Here is a 1845-nt window from a genome sequence, read left to right as displayed (position 1 = left end):
GACGGGTATGGCGGGGCTGATCGGAGCGACTCTGCTTCTGTCATTCAGGGGACACTGAAGAAACCTATTGAATGGTCAGCAGGACCGAATGGATGCGAAGTATCGAACGATAGCGTAGTGATAGGGCCGCGCACTTATTGTTGGTAGCTGCGATATCGACGGCTGCTTCTACTGCAAGGAAGTTCCCAAGAAAAGATTGTCATGGAGCCTTGATCATGGCGGACGCTCTACCCCGAGAAGAACACAACGCACTACTTCAATCTATCGTTCAACGGGTCAAATTGCCGCGGCCAAAGAATGTTCGACCCATCATCGTCATTGGAACAGGAGGCATCGTTCGCGCTGCCCATTTGCCCGCGTACAAAAAAGCGGGGTTTCCCGTCATCGGGTTGATGGACGAAGTCCCCGAAAAAGCCGATAAACTCGCATCCGAGCAGGACATCAAGCGCACATTCCGCTCCGTCGCGGAGGCGACTCGGTATGCGACTTCCGATACTATATTCGACGTCGCCGTTCCCGCGTCCCAACTCATTCAGATCTTGACACAACTTCCTGATGCAGCAACTGTATTGATGCAAAAGCCTATGGGAGACACTATCGATGAGGCTCGCGCCATTCGAGATCTTTGCCGCAGTAAGGGTCTCACTGCTGCCGTTAATTTTTCATTGCGCTACTCTCCAAATAACCTTGCCGTTGTCGCTCTAGCCGACGGTGGATTTTTAGGCGATATAAACGACATCGAAGTGCAGACACGAACATACACACCATGGCACTTGTGGTCATTTCTAGCGACCGCGCCTCGGCTTGAAATTCTTTATCACAGCATCCACTACTTCGATTTGATTCGCTCATGGCTGGGGAACCCGCGTAGTGTCTATGCTCGTACCGTCAAGCATCCGCTCTCCCCTAACCTCGCGGCCACGAAGACCTGTGCCATTCTCGATTACGGTGGTTCCAAGCGAGTGTTTATCACTGCGAATCACGGCCACAACTTTGGCCCCGCGCATCAGCACAGTTTTGTGCAGTGGGAGGGTCTCACAGGCGCCGCTCGTATCACTATGGGTGTTAACCTTGAATACCCGATCGGCAGACCCGATACCCTTGAATATGCTGAAATTGGAAATTCGTCTCCTTCATGGCTCTCACTCCCCGTTAGCGGCAACAATTTTCCCGACGGTTTTATGGGCACCATGGGCGCCCTTCAGGCGTTTGCGGAAGGTTCTGCAACCATTCTTCCATCTCACTTTGAAGACGCTTTCCAAACCATGGCGCTTGTCGAAGCTCTCTATCGCTCCAGCGAAAACAGTTGCGATCCCATCTCGTACTCTGACTAAAATGGATCTCGCAGATTCGATCCATTTCTATAATGAAATCAGGTTGGCTCTTAGTTGCGCAATTCTCGCCGTTTGACTTGTGCTTGCATCGACAGCCTCTTTGACTACAGTCCCCAAGGAGACCAATGAAACTTGTGTGCGTCCATTTCATAATGGTCCTTCTCTCTGCTGTTGGAGTGCTAAGTTACGCGCAGCTAGCAGGTAGCAACCCAGATCCCTGGCCTGCCCACCACGCCGTTTCCTCCGTCCAGGACACCGAAACTCCGGCACAGCGCGATGCCCGCATGCAGTGGTGGCGCGAAGCCCGCTTCGGCATGTTCATCCACTGGGGCCTCTATTCGATCCCTGCCGGCACCTGGAATGGCCAGCGCATCCCGAACGTCGGCGAGTGGATCATGAACACAGCCTCCATCCCCGTCGCCGACTATAAGGCCCTCGCGCCTAAGTTCAACCCCACCGGCTTCAGCGCACACGATATCGTCGCCCTCGCCAAATCGTCAGGCATGAAGTA

General features: G+C 53.6%; 2 protein-coding genes. Both read left to right on the top strand.

What is annotated here, in order from left to right:
- Positions 1-215: 215 nt before the first annotated feature.
- The gene (locus tag HDF09_RS20440) at positions 216-1334 is read left to right on the top strand and encodes a Gfo/Idh/MocA family protein (protein WP_183769323.1); all 1119 of its coding nucleotides are present in this window, start codon (positions 216-218) and stop codon (positions 1332-1334) included.
- 125 nt (positions 1335-1459) lie between these two features.
- Positions 1460-1845 (top strand): alpha-L-fucosidase (locus tag HDF09_RS20435; RefSeq protein WP_221270258.1); only part of this gene is annotated, 386 nt, incomplete at its 3' end.

The sequence above is a fragment of the Edaphobacter lichenicola genome, assembly GCF_014201315.1.
Classification (GTDB): domain Bacteria; phylum Acidobacteriota; class Terriglobia; order Terriglobales; family Acidobacteriaceae; genus Edaphobacter; species Edaphobacter lichenicola_B.
The sequence above is the reverse complement of the archived record's forward strand: the minus strand, read 5'-3'. Positions and strand labels throughout refer to the sequence as shown.